The organism is Candidatus Palauibacter polyketidifaciens, assembly GCF_947581785.1.
GTDB lineage: Bacteria > Gemmatimonadota > Gemmatimonadetes > Palauibacterales > Palauibacteraceae > Palauibacter > Palauibacter polyketidifaciens.
Map to the genome: position 1 here is coordinate 1 of NZ_CANPVO010000028.1, position 14,715 is coordinate 14,715.

At 69.0% G+C, this 14,715-nt stretch carries 11 protein-coding genes and 2 pseudogenes; 7 read left to right on the forward strand and 6 right to left on the reverse strand.

What is annotated here, in order from left to right:
• A pseudogene (locus RN729_RS08110) lies at window positions 1–236 on the reverse strand (MBL fold metallo-hydrolase); the annotation flags it as partial.
• A gap of 160 nt (window positions 237–396) precedes the next feature.
• On the opposite strand from RN729_RS08110, the gene RN729_RS08115 reads away from it, so the two are divergent.
• Window positions 397–1,086 (forward strand): hypothetical protein, encoded by a 690-nt coding sequence (locus RN729_RS08115; RefSeq protein ID WP_310783520.1) that lies wholly within the window; start codon window positions 397–399, stop codon window positions 1,084–1,086.
• A gap of 18 nt (window positions 1,087–1,104) precedes the next feature.
• On the opposite strand, the gene RN729_RS08120 is transcribed toward RN729_RS08115, so the two are convergent.
• Both RN729_RS08120 and RN729_RS08125 read right to left on the reverse strand, forming a co-directional pair.
• Window positions 1,105–2,448, reverse strand: coding sequence for an amidohydrolase family protein (locus tag RN729_RS08120; RefSeq protein WP_310783522.1), 1,344 nt, complete (start codon window positions 2,446–2,448; stop codon window positions 1,105–1,107).
• Window position 2,449: 1 nt separating this feature from the next.
• Window positions 2,450–3,538 (reverse strand): mechanosensitive ion channel domain-containing protein, encoded by a 1,089-nt coding sequence (locus tag RN729_RS08125; RefSeq protein ID WP_310783586.1) that lies wholly within the window; start codon window positions 3,536–3,538, stop codon window positions 2,450–2,452.
• 296 nt (window positions 3,539–3,834) lie between these two features.
• Between RN729_RS08125 and RN729_RS08130 the strand changes: the two genes are divergently transcribed.
• Together RN729_RS08130 and RN729_RS08135 are read left to right on the forward strand one after the other, a co-directional pair.
• Window positions 3,835–4,242: a DUF411 domain-containing protein gene (locus RN729_RS08130; protein ID WP_343218911.1), complete on the forward strand. Its 408-nt coding sequence runs from the start codon at window positions 3,835–3,837 to the stop codon at window positions 4,240–4,242.
• Window positions 4,243–4,328: 86 nt separating this feature from the next.
• Window positions 4,329–4,928 (forward strand): hypothetical protein, encoded by a 600-nt coding sequence (locus tag RN729_RS08135; RefSeq protein ID WP_310783525.1) that lies wholly within the window; start codon window positions 4,329–4,331, stop codon window positions 4,926–4,928.
• A gap of 29 nt (window positions 4,929–4,957) precedes the next feature.
• Here RN729_RS08135 and RN729_RS08140 read toward each other — a convergent pair whose 3' ends face one another.
• Window positions 4,958–7,237 carry a transglycosylase domain-containing protein gene (locus tag RN729_RS08140; protein ID WP_310783527.1) on the reverse strand — a complete coding sequence of 760 codons (2,280 nt, stop codon included), beginning with the start codon at window positions 7,235–7,237 and terminating at the stop codon, window positions 4,958–4,960.
• 199 nt (window positions 7,238–7,436) lie between these two features.
• On the opposite strand from RN729_RS08140, the gene RN729_RS08145 reads away from it, so the two are divergent.
• A complete protein-coding gene (locus tag RN729_RS08145) occupies window positions 7,437–9,725 on the forward strand; it encodes a TonB-dependent receptor (protein WP_310783529.1) in 2,289 nt (762 codons plus the stop codon).
• Window positions 9,726–9,752: 27 nt separating this feature from the next.
• On the opposite strand, the gene RN729_RS08150 is transcribed toward RN729_RS08145, so the two are convergent.
• Window positions 9,753–10,826, reverse strand: coding sequence for an ABC transporter substrate-binding protein (locus tag RN729_RS08150; RefSeq protein WP_310783531.1), 1,074 nt, complete (start codon window positions 10,824–10,826; stop codon window positions 9,753–9,755).
• A gap of 44 nt (window positions 10,827–10,870) precedes the next feature.
• Window positions 10,871–11,869, reverse strand: coding sequence for a pyridoxal-phosphate dependent enzyme (locus tag RN729_RS08155; protein ID WP_310783533.1), 999 nt, complete (start codon window positions 11,867–11,869; stop codon window positions 10,871–10,873).
• A 301-nt stretch (window positions 11,870–12,170) separates the two neighbouring features.
• Between RN729_RS08155 and hisG the strand changes: the two genes are divergently transcribed.
• The 3 genes and pseudogenes from hisG to hisB all read left to right on the forward strand — a co-directional run.
• Window positions 12,171–13,034, forward strand: a complete 864-nt coding sequence (gene hisG, locus RN729_RS08160) for an ATP phosphoribosyltransferase (protein ID WP_310783535.1) — start codon at window positions 12,171–12,173, stop codon at window positions 13,032–13,034.
• Entirely contained in the window at window positions 13,031–14,074 is a 1,044-nt protein-coding gene (locus RN729_RS08165) for a histidinol-phosphate transaminase (protein ID WP_310783537.1), read from the forward strand. Before hisG ends, RN729_RS08165 begins: the two co-directional genes overlap by 4 nt.
• A pseudogene (hisB, locus tag RN729_RS08170) lies at window positions 14,071–14,670 on the forward strand (imidazoleglycerol-phosphate dehydratase HisB); the annotation flags it as partial. The gene RN729_RS08165 and the pseudogene hisB, both read left to right, overlap by 4 nt.
• Window positions 14,671–14,715 lie beyond the last annotated feature (45 nt).

The following is a 14,715-nucleotide window of genomic DNA, read 5'->3' on the forward strand; positions in this document are numbered from 1 at the left end:
TCGCGCAGCGCGTCACGGATCTTGTCCGCCAGCGGCGCGAACTGGTCGTCGACCATCACCACGCCATCGGGCCCCGACGACACGCCGATGTTGCCGCCGCTCCCCACCAGCATCCAGACGCTGCCGGCGACATGCGTCGCCTCGATCTGGACGGCCGAGAAGTCACGCTGCGCGAGGACGGGGGCGGAAAAGAGAACAGCGAAGAGGGCTGCAAGGAACAACGATCGGGTTTTCATGGAAAGTACTCCTTGACTACGGACGACGTGTAACGCCGGACGGGTACCGCCGGGCGCCCGAAGATGGGGCAGGGACAGGGCCAATGCCAACCTTGGCCTCCCCCGACCGAAGCGCCGGAACTCTTGACCTCCCCGCAATGCCTGAGGCACACTGCGCAAAATGCGCAGCTATATCGTCTTTCTTCTTCTCTTCTCGATCAAGGTCGCGGCGAAGGCGCTCTGCCGGGTCCGGCTGGAGTGGCTCCGCGAGGACGACGATCCCTGGGCGGACCTGCGCGTGCTCGCCCTGCTCAACCACACGAGTCTCTTCGAACCGGTCTTCCTCGCGGCGGTGCCCAGCCGCGTGCTCTGGCAACTCGCGACGCACGGGGTCGTGCCACTCGCGGACAAGACTGCGGCTCGACCGATACTGGGACGGCTCTTCCTCCTCCTCGCCAAGCACGTGGTGCCGGTGACGCGCGAGAAGGACGACACGTGGGAGGAGGTGCTCCGGCAGGTCCAGGATCCGGAGGCTGTGCTCCTCATCCTGCCGGAAGGACGGATGATGCGTCGCACGGGTCTGGATCTCCAGGGGAATCCCATGACGATCCGCGGTGGGATCGCGGACATTCTCAACGCGATGCCGGACGGCCGGCTGTTCATCGCCTACAGCGGCGGGCTTCATCACATTCAGGCCCCCGGGGAACGCTTCCCGCGGCCGTTTCGGAACGCCTGGCTGGGAGCCGAAGTCGTGGATATTCCGACGTACCGGGACCGACTCGGCCGAGGGCGTGACCCCGACGCCTTCAAGGCCGCGGTCATCGAGGACCTCACCCGACGCCGCGACGCGTACTGCTATCGCAACGGATGAAGCCGGACGGGCGTCCCGTCAGTTGAAGCGGACGCGCCTCCAGCCACCATCGGGACCGAGGGCCCACGCCCGCCCGTCGATCGCGACGAGCGAGATGCGGCGCGCATTCCGAATGTCGGCGAGGGGATTCGCCTCGAGGACGAGGAAGTCCGCGCGCTTCCCGATCTCGATCGTCCCCCGCTCGTGCAGTTGGCCGAGTTCTATGGCGCCGTTCCTCGTGGCCATGCCAAGAACATCGAGGGCGGGGATGCCCGCCTCCACGAGCAGCTGCATCTCACGGTGGAAACCCTCTCCCAGCGGCGTCGTCCGCGGAGCATCGGATCCCACGAGCAGGCGGACTCCGTGGCCGTGGAAGGTCTGGACCAGCGCTTCGGCCTTGGGCCACACCGCCTGAAGCGCGGTCCATTCGTCGTCGGACAGCGGCGTGCAGGGGGTGGCTTCCGCCGGACAGTCGAGCGGGGCGGACGCGCTGGCCAGCAGTGGCAGGAGGGCCGAGTCGTTTGAAAGGAGTGCGGTAACGGCGCGGTCGACGTCGGGTCCGTCCGGTTCCACCCGCTCCAGCCAGGCGATCCGGGCCGGGACCTGCCCGGCATCCGCGAGGGCCTCGAAGGATCCGCGTTCGCTCTCGGGAAGCAACTCGGGGTCGCCGGAGACGAGGGGACTCGCGACGGCGGACCCGGCGCGGAGCGCCAGCAGCCAGCCGCCAGCCCGGCGGTCGGCCCACAGGGGCACCTCCTCCTGGCGCGCGGCGCGGGCGATTGCTACCAGCCACGACGGGGGCACGCTCGAGGCGACGGAGACGAAGCCGGCCTCGTCCGAGGCCTGCCGCGCCACCTCGGCGACGGCGGCGGCTTCCGATTCCGGCACCACGCCGTGCGACGCGCTCCCGGCCTCGATGACGGGACCACCGACGTAGACGGTGGGAACCGGATCCTCGCCGAAGCTCCCGCGGCCCCGCTCCTCGAAGGCGGCCAGCGATGTGGCGCCGTCGCGCACCCCCGTAATCCCGGCGGCCAGGAGCGCCCGCAAGTCCTGCGTCGTCTCGGGTGAGGCGTGCGCGTCGATGAACCCGGGGATGAGGTAGGCGCCCGAGAGGTCCACGACGACGGTTCCATCCGGGGCGGTCACGGAGCCCCGGGCACCGATATCCCGGATTCGACCGCCCCACACGAGGACCGAGGAAGCAGGCCGGGGTGGCCCTCCGCGGCCGTCGATCACCGTCACATTGGTGAACAGCTCGGACTGCTGCGTGATGAACGTGTCCTGGCCGGCGCCGGCTAATCCGTCGGGGAGACCCGCCCCCGTCAGTATCGCCGGGATCGCGAGGAGAGGCCGCCGGACCCGCGTGCCGGTGCGTCGCAACTCAGACCCCGCCGGCCTGCGACCCATCCGCGGACCGGATGTAGAGTTCCCGCTTCGGGTAGGGGATCTCCACGCCGGCCTCCGCGAAGGCGCGGAGCGCCCTCTCGCTGATGTCGTCCGCGATGCGCCGTCGCGCCCTCGCCTCCACGACCCAGACGCGCAGTTGGAGGTTGACCTCGGACGGACCGAAGCTCCGGGCGATGACGATCGGCGCGGGATCGTCCTTGACGCCCTCGACGCCCAGGGCGATGTCCACCAGCAGCGACTTCGCCCGCTCGATGTCCGAGTCGTAGGCGACCGAGAAGGGGATTCGAAGCCGGATGTCCTGGCCGGACATCGTGTAGTTGACGATGTCGCGCAGCATGAGCTGACTGTTCGGGACGACGATGACGAGATTGTCGGGATTGCGGATCTTCGTGGCCCGGAGCCCGATCTCGATCACGTCGCCCCAGGACCCTGTCTCATTGGGCGCGGTCCACAGTTCGATCCGGTCCCCGACCTGGAAGGGACGGTCGACGATGAGGAGCACGCCCGCGATCACGTTGGAGAGCGTGTCCTTGGCGGCGAGCGACAGGGCGAGACCCATGACGCCGGCGCCGGCGAGGAGAGGCGCGATGTTGATGCCCAGCTCCGCGAGCGCGAGGACGATGCCGAGGGCGATGACCGCAAAGCGAATCGCCTTGTTGATCATCGGGAGCGCCGTCTTGTCGAGCGGTGTCGAGGTGCGGGAGACGACCTCCGTCTCGATCGCGGTCAGGAGGTCTCCGACGAACCGGCTCAAGGGGAAGAAGAGAACGCCGATCCAGATCGCATAGACCCATTGGGCTGCGGTGGGCAGGGCCCAGATGTCCAGCAGGCGCCAGACGGCCAGGGCTCCGCTCGAGAGCAGCAGAACCTGGCGGAGCAACCGCACGGCCAGATCGTCGAGCTGCGTCTCGGTTCGCGTGACCCAATGCCTTTGCGCGCGGCCCAGGACCATCAGGGCGATGAGGTAGACGAGTCCGGCGACCGCGATCACGATGAGGCTGGGCAGCCAGCGCGGAGCCATGAAGGCGACCGCTTCGCTCCAAAGTTGTGACAGTCTCTCCATCACGCCTCGCCTCTCTCAGGGTTCGCCCGCCACCGCGTGGCGCCCGCAGCCCCGCCGATGATCGCCGCATGATCCCGCGCAGGATGGTATCGTAATGGTACCGTGGCAGCCTCCTCGCGGATAACTTGGGGGATCGAGCGGCAGGAATCGAACCGGGAGCGATGATGTTGAACGGAAAGTTCGGAAGGATCGGCATCGGAGCAGCCTCGATCGGCGTGGCGCTGCTCGCCGGCGGGTGCGCGCCGGATGCGTCGGCGGAAGACGGACGGACGGCGGCCTCGACTCCCGCAAACGCCATGGTCGATGCGACGCTCGCCGCGACCATCGCCGAGACCCCGACGATCAAGGTCTACAAGTCTCCCACCTGCGGGTGCTGCGCCCTTTGGGTGGACCACATGCGGGAGGCCGGGTTCGAACTCGACGTCGAGGACACCGACGACATGATCGATGTCAAAGTCGACGCGGGCCTGCCGCTCCAACTGCAGTCGTGCCACACGGCGCTTGTGGGCGGCTACGTGTTCGAGGGCCACATCCCCGCAGAGGTCATCGCCCGGTTCCTCGCCGAGAAGCCCTCCGCGAGCGGGCTCGCGGTGCCCGGGATGCCGATCGGGTCCCCCGGCATGGAGTTCGGCGACCGCGTCGATCCGTACGACGTGCTCCAGTTCGACGCCGCAGGCAACACGTCAATCTACGAGAGCCGTTGACTTCGGTGGCCCGCCGAGCGGCCAGGCGGGGCACGGGAGATCGCTAACAACGAGTTCAACCTGCAGCACGTAACGGTCCAGGTGGAATGACCGCGCTCGTCGCTGCGCTCGTCGCGCCGGTGGCCGGAGTCCTCCTCTACGTCTGGCTACACAACCGGCCCCGGACCATGAAGCTGGTCGACACGATCGTCTTCGTGGCGCTGCCGTTGCTCGTCGCCTCGCAGGTCCTGCCGCATGTCTGGCGCGAGCGGCAGATCACCCCTCTGCTCGCCGTCATCGCGGGCGTGGGCGTCCTCTACCTCATGGAGAAGATCTCCCACCGACTCGCCCGCCGAACGGACGATCTCGCGATCCTGCTCGGTGTTGCGTCGATGGTGCTGCACGCCCTCCTGGAGGGCGGCGCCCTGATGCCGGCCACCGTGAATGCCCCGTTCGCCTTCGCCGTCATCCTGCATCGGGTCGCCGTCGGGCTGCTGATCTGGTGGCTACTCGAGCCTCGGCACGGCGTCGTCGCGGCAGCCGGCGGCGTGGGGGCGATTCTGGCGGCGACGGCGATCGGCTTCGGGGCGGGGACGGAGATTCTGCCCGACGGGCACGCGGCCATCGAACTCTACCAGGCCTTCGTCGCGGGATCCCTGCTCCACGTCGTTTTTCACCAGGGGCGACGCGATCACAGTCACGACTGAGGGCTCCCGGGCGCGATGCCGGGCAAGGCTCATCGCCTCGGTAACGTGCGCAACGGCCTCCCCCGGCCCCACCTGCGGATCGGGTACCCGCACGAAGCCTCGGGCGCGGTGCCGGCGAGGAAGAGTTCGGGCTCCCCGCGGCAGCCCCAGCCCGCGCGCAGACCGGTCTCCGGCTGGATGTCTATCCACTCCACTCCCGCCGGCGCGCGGAATCCGCGGCCTCCGTGGGAGCCGAGAACGCGTATCATGAAATCGGCGAAGATCGGGAGCGCGGCCCTGGAGCCGGAAAGACCGATCGGCGTCCCGTCGTCGAACCCCACCCACACCCCCACCGCCAGTTCCGGCGTGTAGCCCACGAACCAGGCGTCACGAGAGCCGTTTGTCGTTCCGGACTTCGCCGCCACGGGACCGCGGTATCCCGCCTCGCGGACACCGCGTCCGGTCCCGCGCTCGACCACGCCGCGCAGCGCGGACGTGATAAGGTACGCCTCCGCCGGGCTGATGACCGCGTCGCTGCGGCCCGCGGTCGTCTCCCGTATGGCACCGTCCCGGCCGAATACGGCGATCGCCGAACGCGGCGGCGTGCGCCGACCCTCCGCGGCCAGCACCGCGTAGGCCGCCGTCAACTCGAGGAGCGTGACCTCGGAGGCGCCGAGCGCCAGACTCGGATACGGCGCGAGCGGCCCCTCGATCCCGAGGCGGCGCGCGGTCTCGATGATTCTCCGGGGACCGACCGCCAGACCTAGGCGCGCAAACGGTACGTTGCGCGACCCTTCCAGCGCCTCGCGCAGTTTGATGGGTCCAAGGAACGCGCGGTCGGCGTTCGCCGGCTCCCACACGCCGGCTGGCGTATCGAGCGCGAGCGGTTCGTCCTTCAGCACGGAAGCCAGGGTGTAGGAAGGATCCGCTCCCGGTGTCAGGGCGGCCAGCGCCACGACCGGCTTGAAGGCGCTTCCCGGTTGACGTCGGGCGTCCGCGGCTCGATTGAACTGCGACTCGCCGTAGGAGCGACCGCCGACCATCGCCAGGATGTCGCCGGTCCGCGGGTCCAGGGCCACGAGCGCCCCCTGAAGCGGCGTGGCCTGTTCCGTCAGACGGGGACGGAGGCGCTCCATGCTGCGGATCCCATTTGACACGGCGGCCTCGGCCGCGCGTTGAAGCTCGGGGACGAGCGAAGAAATCACCGCTGGGCCGGCGCCTTCGGGGTTCAGCGAAGCATCGGCGGCAGCCAGCTCCCGCCGCATGAAATCCAGGTACCAGCGCGCATCGAAGTTCCGCTGCGGAGGACGTCGAATCTCCGGATCGGCTTCGAGTTCGGCGTCGTGGCGAGCGTCGTCCAGGTGTCCGACGGCGTGCATCTGCCGCAGCACCACGTCGCGCCGGGCCCGGGCGCGCTCCGGGTGGCGGTGGGGCGAGTACACGTTCGGTCCCCTGACGATCCCGACCAGCATCGCCGACTGGCCCAACGTCAACTCGGAGACGTCGCGACCGAAGTAGAACTGCGCGGCGCGCCCGAAGCCGTGGATGGCGGCCCCTCGATGCTGCCCGAGATAGATGTGGTTCACATAGGCCTCGAGCAGGCGCTGCTTGGAGAAACGTCGCTCCAGCGCCACCGCGATCGCCGCCTCGCGCACCTTCCGGAGCACGGTGCGATCCGTGGACAGGAAGAGCGTGCGGGCGAGTTGCTGCGTGATCGTGCTTCCCCCCTCCGCGACCCGCCGCTGCCGGAGGTTCGAGAGCGCGGCGCCGGCGATGCGGCGAAGGTCCAGCGCGCCGTGCTCATGGAAGCGGCGATCCTCCACCGTCAACAACGCGTCGACCAGGTGTCCCGGAACCTCGTCGAGCCGGACGGGCACCCGGTCCCGACTGCGCTCGCCGAGGGACGTCCCGATCACCTCGGGATCGAGCAGGAGGCGGGCGAGGTCGTTCCCCTCGACGTCCCGGATCGCGGAGATGCGCCCATTGCTCCGGAAGCGCACCCGCGCCTGAACGCCTGGCTCGAAGAGGCCGCCGAGACGAAGCGCGCGGCGCCCCACGAGAAGATCGCGGCCGCGCGCCCTGAACTCTCCGGTTTGCGGTGTTCCGCCGGAAACCGATCGGTAGCCGACCTTCTCCAGGTGGTCGATGATGCGTCGCGGATCCACCCGATCGCCGGCGCGGAGGGTCCACGGTCGCGCCAGGATGCGCGCCGGGGAGGAAGAGTCGAGGGCGTCGAACTCGCGTGCTACCCGGGCTTCGAAGACCAGATAGCCGAGGCCGGCGGCGAGAATCGCCGCGGCGAGGAGCATGAGCCGCCGGCCCCTGCGCATCTTCCCTCTCGGCGAGCGCCGCCGCCGAGTCCTTCCTCCGTTTCTCACACCGTCTTTGACGCCTCGGGAGGACCAAGGGTTTCCACCGAGGCACCAGCTTGCTCGAAACCGTCGCGAACGCCTAACGTCCGCTGCCCGCGACGCGGCCTTTGCTGCTTTGGCCCTTGCCCCGCCCGGACCGGCGGGAGTCGGAGGAACCTTGCCTTCAGCGTACCCCGTCGAGCGTCGCCTCAGGCGGCTCCGCCTGCTGGCGCCGGCCCTTGCGGCGGTTGGGCTCGCGTGGCCCGCCCTTGCCGATATCGGCGACCTCGCCGCGCAGGAGCCGGGGCAGGCGTATGTGTTCGAGGGCAACGTGCGCGACGCGGGTACCGGCGAACCGCTTGCCGGGGCGCAGGTATCGGTGTTGGAGAGGGGCACCCGGGCGGTGACCCGTGGGGACGGAACCTTCCACCTGACCGGACTCGCCGCGGGCGTGTACACCCTTCGAGCCGATCGCCTGGGATACCGGGGCACCACCGTGGTCATCACCGTCGGGGGCGTGCGCGCGCGCCGAGCGGTGGCGGAGGCGGCGGAGGTCGTAATCCTGCTGGCACCATCTCCCATTGCGATGGCGGACCTGGTGGTAACGGCGACGATCAGCGAGCGCGCCGCATCCGAAGCCCTCCGGCCCGTCGGCATCATGACGGGCGATGACCTGCAGCGCCAGATGACGGCGACGGTGGCGGGGACGCTGGCGTCGATGCCGGGGCTGGCCGCCACGAGGATGGGTCCAACGGTGGCGCAGCCCGTCATTCGGGGGCTGAGCGGGGACCGGGTACAGATGCTCGAGGACGGGACTCCGGTCGGGGATGCCTCCAACTCGGGCTCGGACCACACCACCGCACTCGATCCATCGTCGGCACGGCGGATCGAGGTCGTGCGGGGTCCGGGTGCGCTGCTCTACGGGGGCAACGCGCTGGGCGGGGTCATCAACGTCATCCGCGACGAGATTCCGACGGCCGTGCCGCACCGCTGGACGGGCGCAGCGACGTTCCAGACGGAAACGGCAACCGGCTCGCTGGCGGGCAGCGCGACGGCCGCGTTCGCCGTCGCGGAGCGCGTGCCGCTGCGCGTGGAGGTGGCCGCACGGACGGCGGGAGATTTGAAGACCCCCGCCGGCACGCTGCTCAATACCGACGGGGAGCTGTTTAGCGGGGGTGCCGGGACGGCCTACGTGGCCGATTGGGGTCGCCTGGGGGCGTCCGTCCGCGGCTACCGTAACTACTACGGCATCCCGGGCGGTTTCGTGGGTGGGCACGCGGAGGGGGTGCGCATCGAAATGGAGCGGGCCGCATCGAAGTTCCGGACCGTGGTCGATGAGCCGGTCGGGCCCTTCCACAACCTCCGCTTCGAGGCCACGTACAACTGGTACACGCACCGCGAGCTCGAAGCACCGGACATTCTGGGCACCCTCTTCGACCAGGAGGGCGCGAGCGCGGACTTCCTCGGGCGGCATGGGAGGTTGGGCCCGTTTACGGCGGGTGCGATGGGCGGCCGTGCATCCCGGGTGGACTTCGCCTACGGGGGGTCCCTGCACACGCCTGACACGCGTCGGCTCAGGGCGGCCCTGTACCTGCTCGAGGAGGTCAGCCTCGGCTCCGTCAAGATCGAGTCGGGGCTGCGGTACGACTGGACCCTGGCCGATCCGGCGGAAGACCGGGTGTCGGACATCGGCGAGATCCGCGACCGCGAATTCCACTCCCTGTCGGGGTCGCTGGGTGTCCTTTACAGGTCCGCCTCGGGGATCGTGCTCGGTGCGAGCGCCGTCCGGGCGTTCCGCGCACCCGACATCACCGAACTCTATTCGGAAGGGCCGCACCTGGCGGCGTACGTCTTCGAAGTCGGCAACCCGTCCCTGGAGGGCGAGGTCGGGCGGGGACTCGATGTCTTCCTCCGCTTCGAGTCCGACCGGCTCAGAGCCGAAGTGACCGGTTTCCATAACGACATCAGGAACTACATCTACGGGGAGGATACGGGCCATCTGAGCCGCGTGCGCCTCCCCATCTATCAGTTCCGGGGCAACGACGCCGTGTTCAGCGGCTTCGAGGGCAGCGTGGACATCGACGCCGGGCAGGGGTTGGTGCTCGAGGGGGTGGCCTCATCGGTGAGGGGCAGTCTCACGGGGACCGATCAGCCTCTGCCTCTCGTTCCTCCGCTGAAGGGACATGTGGCCCTGAAGTACGAGAGGCCGTCGTGGTATGTGCGGGCGGAAGCCGAGATGGCGGATCGGCAGGACCGGGTGGGCCAATTCGAGACGCCGACGAGGGGGTACACTGTCTTCAACGCCGCGGCAGGCGTGCGGTTCACGTTCGGCGGACGTCTGAACGTCCTGACCGTGAGCCTCGCCAACGCCGCGAATACCGAATACCGCAACCACCTCTCCCGGGTGAAGGAGATCATGCCGGAGGCCGGGCGGAGTCTGAACCTCAGCTATCGGGTGGTGTTCTGACGCGGCATGTTCCGGACCCTGGCGACGCTACCGTGTCAGCCAGGCGCTGAAGCGCTCGTTCAGTTCGTCCTGGTAGTCGACCCAGAACGCCCAGTCGTAACGAAGCGCGCGGTCCACGTTGCCTTCGCCGGCCGGCATGTGGGGCGCCATGTCGATCCCTGCGACCACATGCGTCGTCACCAGTGGCATGGCCGATCTGCGCGACGGGGAATAGGAGATGCGGCGGGCGATCCGTGCGAGAGTCGCGGCGCTGGTCTTGAATGCCACGTATCTCAGGGCCTCTTCCAGCCTCCGGGTACCCGCGACGATCCCGACCTGGCCCACGTCCAGCAACTGCCCGTCCCACACGATCGTGAACGGTTGGTTCTCCAGGATCTGGGCGTTGAAGATGCGGCCGTTGTACGCCGTGCTCATGACGACTTCCCGGTCGGCCAACATCTGCGGCGGCTGAGCGCCCGCCTCCCACCAGACCACGTCATCCTTGATCGTTTCGAGCTTGGCAAAGGCCCGATCCAGGCCCGCCGGGGTCCTCAGCGTAGCGTACACTTCGTCGAGCGGCACGCCATCGGCGATCAGGGCGAACTCCAGGTTAACCTGCGGCACCCGCCGCATCCCGCGGCGGCCCGGAAACTTCTCGAGGTCGAAGAAGTCGGCCATGGTGGCTGGCCTCTCGCCCGGGAAGTTCTCGTCGTTGTACGCGTACACGGTCGACCAGTACAGATTGCTCACGCCGCACTCGGTCTGGCTCTCGGCCACGAAGTCGTCGGCCGCGGGAGTGCCGTCGGGTCCGGGCGGCAGGGCGTCGATGTCGATCGGCTCGAGCAGCCCCTCGTCGCAACCGCGCACGGCATCGGCGATCTCCAGGTCGACCACATCCCAATAGACGCTGCCGATATCCACCTGGGCCCGGATCTGGGCCAGGCCGCCGTTGTAGGCTTCCAGGCGGACGGGGATGCCGGTCGCCTCGGTGAAGGGAACGTTGGCGGCCTCGTTGACCGCACGGGCGTAGGAGCCGCCCCATGACACGACGGTGATCGCCTGCCCGCCGAGGGGGAGGAGCGGGACGCCGGAAAGGAGCGCGGCAAGCGCCAGAGCTTTCATCTTGTTTCTCCTTGCGTTCTTCGAGCGCCGACGTCGGAATGCCGTCACCCGGCCGCCCGAAAATGCACGGCGAAGGTGTCCAGGTCGATGTTCGATCCGGAGAGTACGACGCCGGTGTGACGGCCTTCCAGCCTCTCCCGGAGGGGACCGCAAGCGGCGGCGAGCGGAGCGGCGGACGCAGGTTCGGCGACGAGCTTCGCGTCGAGGAACAACGCCTTGAGGGCGGCGCGGATCGCGTCGTCATCGACGAGCACGACATCGTCCACGTAGCGCTGCACGAGTCCGAAGCTGTACGGCGCCGCGTGAGGGGCGCCGAGGCTGTCCGCGATCGTGTCAATGCGATCGAGCGCCACCGGCTCGCCCGCATCGAGGCTGCGTCGCATGGAGGCGGCGCCGACGGGCTCCACCCCGTAGACCCTGCACGCGGGCATGAGCTGTTTCACGATGCTCGCCGTGCCGGAGATGAGACCTCCGCCCCCGATCGGCACGACGATCGCATCGAGGTCCGGAAGTTGTTCGGCGACCTCGAGGCCCACGGTCGACGTGCCGAAGACGGTCGCCTCCCCCTCGAACGGATGGATCGCGAGCCGACCCTCCTGCCCGGCGATCTCTTCCATGCGCGCGAATCCGCTCGCCCCGTCGTCCGCGAACTCGATCTCCGCCCCGAAGTTCCGGCAGCGCGCGATGCGAGCCGGGTTCGCGGATGACAGCATCACCACCCTGGCGGTCGTGCCGGCGGCTCGAGCCGCGTACGCCACGGAGATGGCATGATTCCCGGCGCTCACGGCCGTGACCCCTCGCTGCAGCGTCGCCGCGTCCGCGCAGAGGACGTTGTTCAGAGCGCCCCGGACCTTGTAGGAACCCGTGCGCTGGAACAGTTCCAGTTTGAGGAAGACCTCCGACCTTTCGGGGAGCGGAGCAATTTCGGGGTCGGGCACCCACCGCCGCACCGGCGTGCGTTCGATCCACCGCGACACGCGCGCCCGGGTCTCTCGACTCTGTTCGGGCGTCGGCCCCTGCAACTCGCCCATCGGATCGGCCATTGTACGTCCCGCAGTCAACGTGGTCGGGAATTCGGCGCGCGCCGGCGCGAAGCATCGGGCGTGAGCCGGCGTGAAGCCACTAGCATACGCACTTGACAGGCACGCGGCAGAGTGCGATCCTCCGCGGCCATGACGAACACCCATGCGTTTTTTGGCCATTATTACTACCACCGCCAGAGCGGAGGCCGGTGATCGTCTAGCTTTATCCTGAACCAAGGTTGCGAACGATCGACGCCGGCCCCGAGGGGGTCGGCTTTTTTTTCGCTGCCTCCCCGCCGGTGTCGGCCAAGAGCCGACGACAATGACCCACGAAACGACAAGACTCGCCCTTCCCAAGGGACGCATGCAGACCGGCGTACTCGACCTGTTGACCGCCGCCGGCGTGCGCGTGGACCTCGGGGAGCGCCGTTACCGTCCGTCCATCTCCGTGGCCGGATTCAGCGCCAAGCTGCTCAAGCCGCAGAACGTGGTGGAGATGCTCCACGCCGGCTCGCGCGACGTGGGGTTCGCGGGAGCGGACTGGGTCGCGGAACTGGACGGAACGCTCGTTGAGCTGCTCGATACCGGGCTCGACCCGGTGCGGGTCGTGGCGGCGGCGCCCGTCTCCGTGGCAGAGCGAGGGCTGGTGGCGGGTGTCCCCCTAACCATCGCTTCCGAGTACCGGCGGCTCACATCGCGCTGGATCGAGGCGCGCGGCCTCGACGCCACCTTCGTTCGATCCTACGGCGCCACCGAGGTGTTCCCGCCCGAAGACGCCGATGTGATCGTCGACAACACCGCCACCGGCGCCACGCTGGAGGCCAACGGCCTCGAGATCGTGGACGAAGTCATGCGTTCCTCGACCCGCTTTTATGCGAACCCGCGCGCCCTCGACGACGCGCGGCACCGGGAGCGAATCGAAGACCTCGTTCTGGTGATCGAATCCGTGATCGAGGCCCGGCGGCGGGTGATGCTTGAGCTCAACGTGGACGCCGGAGGGCTGGACGATCTCGTGGCGGTCCTTCCCTGCATGCGCAGGCCGACGGTATCCCGGCTGCACGGGGATGGGGGATACGCGATTCGCGTTGCGGTGCCCCGGGACGCCCTGCCGACGTTGATCCCGCTGGTGAAGGCGCGCGGGGGCACGGATCTCGTCGTGACCGCACCGGGGCAGATCGTCGCATGAGCCCCGCGGTGGTGAAGGTTCGGGCCGACGAGTTGCTGAGACTCGACCACAACGAGCGCCTCTTTCCGGCGCCCGAACTGGTCCCTCTCCTCGCCCGCGTGCCGGCGACGGCGCTGACGCGATACCCGGACCCGACAGGGCTGGAGCGACTTCTGGCTCGCCAATGGGGAGTCGGAGCCGACCGCACCCTCGTCACCGGCGGGGCGGACGACGCGATCGACCGCATCTGCAGGCGGTGGCTCGCCGACGGCAGGGAGATGGTCACCGTGGTGCCGACGTTCCAGATGATGCCGACCTTCGCCCGGCTCGCGGGCGGACGCGTGCGCGAGATCCCCGCGCTGGACGATCCCGCCCCGCTTGAACCGACGCTGGACCGGCTCGGCGAGCGAACCGGACTCGTGACGGTGATCTCTCCCCACAACCCCACGGGCCGGGTCGCTTCCGCGGCGCGGATGCTGGAAATCGCGGAGCGGCTGCCGAACGGCGCGATGCTGCTCGCCGACCTCGCGTACGTGGAGTTCGCCGACCGCGATCCGACGGCGGCGTTCCTGGAGCGCGACAACATCCTCGTGGTGCGGACGCTCTCGAAGGCGTGGGGGCTCGCGGGGCTTCGCGTGGGCTATGTGCTGGGGTCGCGGACCGCGATCGCGGAGTTGCGGGCCTCGGGATCTCCGTTTCCGCTCTCGAGCCCGTCGGTCTGGCTCGCGGAAAGGGCGCTGGAACTCGGAGACCGGGTCACGGCGGACTATGTGGCGGCGGTCCGGTCCGAACGGGACCGGCTCTACGCGGCGCTCGGCGAAGCGGGGGCGGCGCCGTTCGCCTCGGAGGCGAACTTCATCCTCGCCTCAACGGAACGTGCGGCGGCGCTGGAGCGCCGATTCCGACGGTCCGGGATCGCGGTACGCCTCTTCGCGGACCGGCGGGACCTGATCCGCATCACCGTTCCCGGGGACGAGGAGGTGTTCCAGCGCCTTCTTTCGGTACTCGCCGCGGACTCCCCGGCCGCGGCTTCGACCATCAACGGAAGAGGAGTTCGATGAGCGCCGACGATGGTGCCCCCAGAACGGGGGAACGAACGCGGGAGACGCTCGAAACCCGCGTCGAGGCACGAGTGAACGTGGACATCCGCGGATCCGGCCGCGTGCAGACGGGTCTGCCCTTCCTCGATCACATGATCGGAGCCGCCGCCTTCCACGGCGGGATGACGCTGGATCTCCGCGCCCGCGGCGATCTGGACGTCGACGATCACCACACGGTGGAGGACTGCGGACTCGTCTTCGGCGCCGCGCTAAGGGACGCGCTGGGGCAAAGGCAGGGGATCCGGCGTTTCGGCTACGCCTACGCGCCTCTCGACGAGGCGCTCGCGCGGGCGGTCGTGGACCTTTCCGGCCGGCCGTTCGCCGCGGTGGATCTGGGACTTCGGCGAGAGATGCTGGGCACCGTGGCGACGGAGAATCTGAGCCACTTCTTCGGCTCGATCGCAACGGCGGCACGCCTCACGCTTCACCTCGACGTGATCCGGGGAGAGAACGACCACCACCGCGCCGAGGCCGCGTTCAAGGCCTTCGGGCTGGCCCTCGCCGAGGCGGTCGGTCGACGCGCCACGGCCGGAGTCCCGAGTACGAAGGGGATGCTGGATTCGGGTGAGGACCCCGCTGCGCAGACCGCGAAGGACTCGAGG

Excerpts from the sequence above, each read along its gene's own strand:
- RN729_RS08115 (WP_310783520.1), top strand. The coding sequence starts at position 397 with ATGCGCAGCTATATCGTCTTTCTTCTTCTCTTCTCGATCAAGGTCGCG.
- RN729_RS08125 (WP_310783586.1), bottom strand. The coding sequence starts at position 3,538 with ATGGAGAGACTGTCACAACTTTGGAGCGAAGCGGTCGCCTTCATGGCT.
- RN729_RS08130 (WP_343218911.1), top strand. The coding sequence starts at position 3,835 with ATGGTCGATGCGACGCTCGCCGCGACCATCGCCGAGACCCCGACGATC.
- RN729_RS08135 (WP_310783525.1), top strand. The coding sequence starts at position 4,329 with ATGACCGCGCTCGTCGCTGCGCTCGTCGCGCCGGTGGCCGGAGTCCTC.
- RN729_RS08140 (WP_310783527.1), bottom strand. The coding sequence starts at position 7,237 with ATGCGCAGGGGCCGGCGGCTCATGCTCCTCGCCGCGGCGATTCTCGCC.
- RN729_RS08150 (WP_310783531.1), bottom strand. The coding sequence starts at position 10,826 with ATGAAAGCTCTGGCGCTTGCCGCGCTCCTTTCCGGCGTCCCGCTCCTC.
- RN729_RS08155 (WP_310783533.1), bottom strand. The coding sequence starts at position 11,869 with ATGGCCGATCCGATGGGCGAGTTGCAGGGGCCGACGCCCGAACAGAGT.
- hisG (WP_310783535.1), top strand. The coding sequence starts at position 12,171 with ATGACCCACGAAACGACAAGACTCGCCCTTCCCAAGGGACGCATGCAG.
- RN729_RS08165 (WP_310783537.1), top strand. The coding sequence starts at position 13,031 with ATGAGCCCCGCGGTGGTGAAGGTTCGGGCCGACGAGTTGCTGAGACTC.